The organism is Candidatus Methylomirabilota bacterium, assembly GCA_036001065.1.
In the GTDB taxonomy this organism is placed as follows: Bacteria; Methylomirabilota; Methylomirabilia; order Rokubacteriales; family CSP1-6; genus MNEF01.
In genome coordinates this window covers 1-8,252 of record DASYUQ010000150.1, presented here as the reverse complement: position 1 = coordinate 8,252, position 8,252 = coordinate 1, and the positions used below count along the sequence as shown (strand labels likewise).

Genomic DNA, 8,252 nt, shown 5'->3' with positions numbered 1-8,252 from the left:
GGAGGACGCCGAGGTCGATCAGCCGATCGTATTCGGCTCGGGTCCACCGCCGGCTGCGCACGTGGGGAAGTCCCATGCGTCGACTCCGATCCGAGGCTATCGGGCCCGCCCGGCTTCGTCAATGCGCCCGAGAGGATACGCCCACCCATCATCCCTCCTCGATCCGCACCGTCACCGAGCGCGTGGCCCCGAAGGTGGGCACGATGGCCGAGTGCTTGCCCGGGCCGCCGGCCACGACCACCATCACGTCGTCCGGCGTCGCCGCCAGCGCCACGGTGTCGTCCGGGCAGCGGTCGCGGAAGCGCGGGGGATCGATCGTCGCGAAGCGCGCGAGGTTCTCGGGGCTGAAGGCGCCCAGGCGGACGCGCGCGTGTTCCCAGAAGGCGCGCTTGAGGTCACGCTTGGACCAGCCCGAGCCGGCGACCGTCCGCGCGTGCTCGGGGCCGAGCAGGAGCAGCGGCTCGCCCCCCAGATAGATGTTGTTGTTGCCGGTGGTGGCCGCGGTGCCGGCCAGCGCCCGCAGCAGCTCCTCCGCCGACGTCGAGCCGTGGTCGTTGACGTTGTGCGGCGCCTCCGAGCCGCAGACCGTCACGCAGCTCTCCGTCGTCGCGAAGCCGCGCTCGACGTGCAGCGGCGCCCACGGCGAGGCCTCCTCGTTCTCCGCGAGGCAGTAGGTGAACTTTCCCGGGTGGCCGAGCGTGGCCCGGTCCACCTGCCCCGGGCTCGCCCCGCCGACATTCTGGAGGGCGAGACGCACGGCGCGTCCGATGACGGCGTTGGCCCGATGCCCCTGCCCGAGCGCGTTGGCGCCGCCGCTGATGTCCAGGCGCGGGCCCACCGGGCCGTTCACGATGATCAGCGGCGTGCACGGGTGCGTCGTCGTCTGGAGCGCCTCGAGGTTGAAGCGGGGGTCGGCGACGGCGCGGAGGGCGGCGACGACGACGGGCAGGTGCTCGGGGCCGGCGCCGGCGAGCGCCGCGTTGACGGCGACCGCCTCCAGCGTGGCCAGGCCCTGCCGCGGCGCCAGCGTCGCGACCACCTCGGCGCCCTTCCGGCCCCCGAGGATCCGCGCGACCCGCTCGGCGGTGGGCGGGAGCACCGGCAGGCCGTCACCCCAACCCTGAGCCAGGGCGAACTCCTGAAAGGCGTCGAGGTCGTCGGGCGCCTCGAGTTTCGCCACACGGGAGAACTCCGCCGGCGCCGGCGGCGAGGGGTCGCGGGTCAGCGCGTCGAGGACGTCACCGACGATCCGCTCGGCGCGCGCTGCGACCGCGGAGGCCTCGACGCCGCCGATGGGGTGCGCGACCGTCACCAGCGGCAGATGCGGCAGGCCGAGCGCGGCCGCGGCGGTGCGCCCCAGCGAGGCGAAGACGTCGGTGCCCAGCACCACGGCGGGCACGCCCCGGGCCTCGATCTCCGCTGCGTCGTGGAAACTCCACGACGTGCAGGAGCCTCAGTCCGCCGATCCGGTGAGGACCACATCGGAGGCGGCGACGACCTCGTCGAGGTTCGCCGCCGGCCGCGACGCGCCCGGCTTGCTCCAGCGCTGGATCCGCCGTGCGCCCGCGCGCTCCACCAGCAGCTCGGCCAGGCGGCCCAGCAGCGCGTCGGCATTCGGCTTGGAGTTGTCGAGGACGCCGATGCGGCAGCCGGCCAGGCTCGCGCGTCGCTTGGCCAGTCGCTTCACGGTCGTCTCGGCGCTGCCGCTCGGGATCAGCACGTTCATGGGCGGTCCCCCTATCCTCCCTACAGGTCGGTCAGGAACGCGCCTAGATCGTAGACCACGTGGACGACCGCCGTAAACGTGGTCGAGGTGCGCTGCTTCAGGAACCCCAGGGCCAGGCCGACCACGAAGATCATGAGGATCCCGGGGAGCTGGTACTGCACGTGCAGCGAGGCGAAGAGCGCCGCGGTGAGCACGACGCCCAGCCGCGGCTGGAGCGCGCCGCGAAAGAGGATCTCCTCCCCCACCCCGGCCGCCAGCGACACGAGCGCGGCGCCGACGAGCGGCGGGATGCCGATGAACTCGTAGTCGAACCGGTCCTCCAGCGCGTGCAGGTCGGGCAGCACGACGCCCTCGGTCCACTCCATCACGGTGACGACGATGTGGAAGAGCACGGCGACCGCCAGGGCCCAGCCCAGGTGGCGCAACCGCAGCGGGCGGAGGTCGAGCCGCGCCAGCGTGGCGGCCGCACCGCGCGTGAGGAACGCGCCGACGCCGGCCAGCGCGAGGGCGACATCGCTGACGATCGACACGACGGAGTCGCTCAGGTAGAAGGGGATGCTCGCCGACGGCTCGCCCTGGAGCTGGGCGAACAGCACGACCGAGGAGGCGAGGACGAGGGCGAACGCGACCGCCGTCACGGCATGCACGGGCGAGCCCGGCTCGAGCCCGAGCGGTCTGAGCAGCGCCGCCCGAACGGGACCGGGGGAGAGCAGCACGGCCAGCCCCGCGGCAGCGAGCAGCGCGGCGGTGAGCTCGCGCGGCGAGAGATCGCCCGCCGGCAGGCCGAGCTTCCCGGCGACCAGGGCCAGCGCGGCGCAGACGGCGCCGACCCCGACCGCGACGAGGCGGGGCCGCCGGCGCGCCCACTCGGCGTGCTCGAGCGCCCGCGCCAGCACCAGCGCGACGATGAGGGGGACCGGAAGCGAGAGTCCTTCCGCGAGGCCCGCCGCCTCCAGGCCCACGAAGGCGGCGCCGATGAGGAGCCAGACGAGGAGGCCGCGCCGGAGCATCAACCGGCCGAGGCTACAGGCTGGAGAAGAGCAGGCCCATCTCGGGCCAGGATCAGTCCGTGTCGGGGGAGGCTAGTGCCGTTCCAACTTGTTGATACTAAATCTGTCCACAAACGACGTACACGGTGCCTTCCTAGGCGCGAATAGTTGGAACGGCACTAGGTGGGTCGGGGTCCGCTCGTGACCGGCAGCCGCACGACGAACTCGGCGCCGCGGCCCGGGCCTTCGCTGTATGCGTCGACGGTGCCCCCGTGGAGGTGCACCAGCCGCTGCACGAGCGCCAAGCCGATCCCGAGGCCGCCCCCTTCGCCCGACCGCCCGACCTGCGTGTAGAGATCGAACACGCGCTGGAGCATCCCGGGCGGAATCCCCTGACCCGTGTCTCTCACGCGGACGACCACCGTGTCCCCCTCGCGTTCGGCCGCCACCCAGATCAGGCCCCCTGAAGGCGTGTACCTCACGGCGTTGGTCAAGAGATTCACGATCACCTGCTCCAGCCGCGTCGGGTCGGCCGTCACCATGATCGGCGTCTCCGGCAGCGAGAGGGAGAGCCGCTGGTGCCGCCCCTCGACGAGGGGCCGGGTCACGTCGAGCGCGCTGGCGATGACGCTCGCCACATTGAGCTCGGTCTTCTGGAGCTCGATCTTGCCGTGACCGATGCGGGCCAGGTCCAACAGATCGTCCAGGAGCCGCGCCTGGTACTGGACCCGGCGATCGATGATGTCGCACGCCCGCCGCACGGCGGCCTCGTCCTCGTAGCGACGCACGATCTCCACCCCGCTGGCGATGGGCGCCAGCGAGGCTCGGAGCTCGTGGGCGAGGACGGCCAGGAACTGATCCTTCCGTCGGTCTGCATCGTGCGCTTCGCGGTAGAGGCGGGCGTTGTCGATGGCCAGGGCGGCGCGCGCGGTGAGATCCTCGGCGAAGTGCAGGTCGGCCGGCTCATAGCGACGCCCGGATTCCACGGCCACGAACGTGATGGCCCCCAGCGTCCGCCCCCGGGCCAGGATGGGCACGACCATGGCTGACTTCGGCGCCAGTTCGCGGAGGACTCTGAGGTGCTCGGGGTCCCGCACGATCGAGGGCAGCAACGAGTCGGGAATGTCCGCGATCACCCGCGGCTGGCCCGAGCGGAGCGTCTCCGCCACCGAGCCCAGGGAGCCGGGGTCGGGCACGTGACGGCGCAGGGCGGAGGCCAGCTCCACCTTGCCCCCATCCCCGGCGAAGACGACGGCTCGCCGCACCGAGCCGTCGGCCTCGAGAATATCGACGACGCAGAGGTCCGCCACGCTCGGCACCGCCAGCCGCGCGACCTCCGACAGCGTCGCGTCGTAATCCAGCGAGGAGGCCAGAACCGCGCTCGCCTCGGCGAGAAACGCCGCCCGTCGGCGCGCCGCCTCGGCCCCGGCATGGGCGGCCCGCTCGGTTTCGTACAGGCGCGCGTTCTCGATCGCGATGGCCACGTGGTTGGCGACGATCTTGAAGAGATGCTCGTCTTCCGGCGTCGGGCCCGACCCCGGGAGGTATCGCGCGATGACGAAGCCCAGCGGCCGACCCCGGACCGCGAGCGGGAACTTCCATTCGACGTCGACGAGACCCGTCGGTTCGACCGCCGGGGCCAGCCGCGTGCCGGGGGGATGGCTCAGCTCGACGATCACCTCGACGGCGCCGAGGGCGCGCGCGACGCGGGGCAGCATCCGCTCCAGCAGCGCGTCCAGGCCCAGCTCGGAGGTCAGGTCGCGGACGGCCTCGTGGATCTCTTCCAGCCGCCGCGCGCGCTCCTCGACGTGGTTGTTCAGGCGCTTGAGCTCATCGAGCTGGGCCAGCAGCCGGAGGACGAGCCGCTGGTTGAGGTCGCGGAGAAAAACGTTCTCGGTGGCGGCGGGGACCCGTTCGCGCTTGCCGGCCAGGAATTCGGTGATCTGCTGGGGGAAGCGGTCGACGTCGATCGGCTTCGGTATGTAGCCGTCGCATCCCGCCACCAGGGTCCGCTCGCGGTCCCCCTCCCCCGCGTAGGCGGTGACGCCGACCATCGGCGTGTCGGACAGCTTCGGAAACGTCCTCAGGATGGCGGCCACGGTATGGCCATCGACTTCCGGAAGGTTGAGATCGAGGAGGATCAGGTGCACCGGCTCCCGGAGCGCCCGCTCGATGCCGCTCAGGCCGTCCTCGGCCTCCACCATCTCGTAGCCGGCGCGCTCGAGGACGGACCGGACGAGCGTCCGACTTTGTGGATCGTCCTCGATGTAGAGGATCTTCTCCCGCTTCCCGCCACGCGTCGCGCCCGCCTGCGTCATTCGACACCGGCCTCCACGTCGCGACCTCCAGAGCCTCGGGGAGCCGGGCCGGAAGAGACGCGGGCAGCGCGGCCGCGATCTGGGGGCCCGGATCGCGCAGGCAGTATACACGGGCCGCCCGGCCCCGTCACCGGGCTCGGCCCGTCTCCCTGAGGAAGACCGCGCAGCCGAGCGCGAGCGCCTGCAGGGCGCCGGCCAGCAGGAAGGCCGGGGCGAAGCCGCCGGTGACGTCCACGATGCGGCCCAGCACGATGGGCAGCACCATGCTGCCCACGAAGCAGGCGGCGTTGGTCACGCCGGCCGCCGTGGCGGCGAGCTCGTGCGGGAACATCTCCACGACCATTACGAACGGCAGGATCATCCCGCCGATCAGCAGACCGGTCAGGAGTGCCGTCAGCGCCGCGCCGAGGAGGCTCAGCCCAGGCACCAGGAGCGCGAAGACGACGCAGGCGGCGACGCTGGCCGTCTGGCTCAGCAGCGTGATCGGCTTCCGCCGTCCCTGGCGATCGCTGAGCCAGCCGGCGAGCGGCCACGACACGATCGTGCCCGCCGTGATGAGCCCGGTGATGGCGCCCGCCTGCGGCTGGGTGGCGCCCAGCACCGTGACCAGGAAGGCGGGCAGGAACGTGATGAAGCTGAAGTAGGCGCCGTAGGAGAAGAAGACCATGAAGTTGAAGGGCCACAGCGCGCGCGTGGCCAGCACGGTGCCGAGGCTCCCCGTGGTGCCGCCGGCGGCGGCGCCGCCCGGCCCCGGCCGCAGGCAGAGCGCGATCAGTGCCAGCGTGAGCAGCGCGGGCACGGCCGTGACGCCGTAGGCCCAGCGCCAGCCCCACCGCGACGCCAGCCAGGGCACCAGGAGCAGGCCCAGGGTGCCGCCGATGCCGCCGCCCGCCGACACGGTGCCCGTCGCGCGCGCCCGCTCGCCCGGCGGGAACCACTCGCTCACCAGGCGCATGGCCGGCACCCACACGGCGGCGGCGCCGAGCCCGACCAGCATCCGCGCCGCGATACTGGCCGCGAACGTCGCGCTCAGCGCGAAGGCCACGACGCCCAGCGCGAGCAGCGCCATGCACGTGAGCATCAGCCGCCGCGTGCCCCAGCGGTCCGCGATCACACCGACGGGGACCTGGACGACCGTGTAGGTCCAGAAGTACGCGGTCTGGACCGTGCCCGCCGCCGCGTAGGTGAGCCCGAGCTCGCCGACGAAGCTGGGGATGAGCGGGGCGAAGGCCATGCGGTGCAGGTGGGTCTGCATGAACGCGAAGACCGTGACCCCGAGGATGACCCATCGGTAGGGCGACGGCATGACCTTCGCCTTGTAGCACGTGTGTTATCATCCGGCAAAGTTTGCCGTCGAGGTTCTGCAATGAAACCCTTCGTCGTCAACCGCTACGGACGCATCGTCCTTCCTTTCAACTTCTTCCCCGAGCTCGACTTCTCCGTGTTCCAGACGCTGGAGCAGTTCGCCGCCGTCATCAAGCGCGACTTCGAGGAGAAGGCGCCGACGGAGGCGGAGGTCGTGGCCCGGCTGGAGTCGGGGAGCTACCAGGGACGCTACGATGTGCTGCGGGACGTCGCCCTCAACCTCTTCTGGGTGAACCGCTACGCCATGACCATGTACGAAAAGCGGCCCGTGCGCTGGCGCGACGTCCCCCGCCAGCGCGACGACGTGTTCCTGCCGGTCTTCAAGCCGTGGGACGGCAGTGAGCTGGCGGCGGCGCTCGAGGCCGGCTACCGGACGCTCAAGCCCTCGTGGGACGAGGCCACCGAGGACAAGGTGTCCCGCATCCTGTTCGACGTGTTCCGCCACAAGCTGTGGGCCGGCGCCGAGCTTCCCGCCATCAAGCCGACGGTGGCGGAGATCCTCGCCGATCCGCGCCGACTGACCTATCACCTGCTGGCCTACGACCCCGACTACCCGGGCTACGCCTACGACGACATCATCGAATGTCACCACGAGGTGCCCGAGCTGGAGGCGCTGCTGCGGCAGGCGATGGTCCTGCACAACCAGTACCGGTGGGACCGGTCGAAGACGCGCCTGATCGAGGTGGGCAAGCTCGCCCCCGACGACTTCGTGGTCGTCTTCTATCCCCGCCAGGAAGCGGTGCTCGACTTCATCCGTCGCGTGAAGGGCGGACGGCGCCAGCGGCTGGCCCGGCCGGCGCCGGTCGAGTCCCGCCCTCCGGCGACGCCCTATCCACCCGTCGAGGTCGCCCGGCGCTTCACCATCATGCCGCGTCTGGAAGCCCTGGGGGTCCGGAAGGGCGAGCACGTCTGCACCAACGACGACCTCATCCGGAACGCCGCCTACTGCTGGTCACCGATGACCGCGGTCGACATCCTGGCCAAGACCGGCATCGCCCAGCGCCGGTACACCGAGCTCGATCTCGACCACCTCGCGCTGCTGGCGGCCCAGCGGGCGCTCGAAAAGTCCGGACGCCGGCCCGAGGAGATCGGCGCCGTGCTCTTCTGCTCCTGCACGACGACCAAGATCATCCCGTCGGTGGCCACCTGGCTCTCCGGCCAGCTGGGGATCTTCCAGACCCACGCCTCCTGCGACATCATCGCCGCCTGCGCCGGGTTCCCCTATGGTCTGGCCGAGGCGGTGCGCTTGCTCCAGGAGGTCGAGCGCCCGGTGCTCGTGGTCTGCGCCGAGAGGTTCTCCGACAAGATCGGCACCGTGCGCACCTCCCGCATGATCTTCGGTGACGGCGCCGGCGCGGTCGTGGTGGGCCCGGCCCCGGAGGGGGCGCCGCCGGACATCGAGGTGTTCCAGACCTACGCCAGTGGACCGATGAGCGAGGTAAACTCCATCATCTGGCCCAACCCCGACTTCGACAACAACATCACCGTCTACGGACCGGAGGTGCGCGCGCTGGTCAAGCGCTACCTCACCCAGATGATCGGCGAGCTGCGCGCGCTGCCGCACCCGGACGGGACCTCCGGCTCGCTGATGGACGCCATCGACCTCATCGTGCCCCACCAGGCCAACAAGACGATGGTGGTGAAGCTGGCCACCGCGGCCGGGATCGATCCCGCGCGCTGCTACTTCAACATCGAGCGCGTGGGGAACACCTCGGCGGCCAGCATCCCCATCGCCATTCACGACGCCGTCCGCGAGGGCCTCCTCGACCGCCCGCTGCGCGTGTTCGCCCCCGGCTTCGGCGCGGGCGCAGTGGGAGGCTACGTCGTCATGCGCGTCGATCCGGCGATCGTCGC

General features: G+C 71.4%; 6 protein-coding genes. 1 reads left to right on the top strand and 5 read right to left on the bottom strand.

Annotated elements, in window-relative coordinates; genetic code table 11:
• Positions 1-148 precede the first annotated feature (148 nt).
• From VGV13_14940 to VGV13_14920, 5 genes are all read right to left on the bottom strand, one after another.
• Positions 149-1,399 (bottom strand): hypothetical protein, encoded by a 1,251-nt coding sequence (locus VGV13_14940; protein ID HEV8642390.1) that lies wholly within the window; start codon positions 1,397-1,399, stop codon positions 149-151.
• A gap of 54 nt (positions 1,400-1,453) precedes the next feature.
• Entirely contained in the window at positions 1,454-1,726 is a 273-nt protein-coding gene (locus tag VGV13_14935; protein HEV8642389.1) for a hypothetical protein, read from the bottom strand.
• A gap of 20 nt (positions 1,727-1,746) precedes the next feature.
• Entirely contained in the window at positions 1,747-2,736 is a 990-nt protein-coding gene (locus VGV13_14930; protein HEV8642388.1) for a CPBP family intramembrane glutamic endopeptidase, read from the bottom strand.
• A 158-nt stretch (positions 2,737-2,894) separates the two neighbouring features.
• Positions 2,895-5,033 carry an ATP-binding protein gene (locus VGV13_14925; protein HEV8642387.1) on the bottom strand — a complete coding sequence of 713 codons (2,139 nt, stop codon included), beginning with the start codon at positions 5,031-5,033 and terminating at the stop codon, positions 2,895-2,897.
• 127 nt (positions 5,034-5,160) lie between these two features.
• Positions 5,161-6,339, bottom strand: coding sequence for an MFS transporter (locus tag VGV13_14920; GenBank protein ID HEV8642386.1), 1,179 nt, complete (start codon positions 6,337-6,339; stop codon positions 5,161-5,163).
• Between the two features lie 60 nt (positions 6,340-6,399).
• Between VGV13_14920 and VGV13_14915 the strand changes: the two genes are divergently transcribed.
• The coding region (locus VGV13_14915) for a 3-oxoacyl-[acyl-carrier-protein] synthase III C-terminal domain-containing protein (protein ID HEV8642385.1) at positions 6,400-8,252 on the top strand (1,853 nt) is incomplete at its 3' end.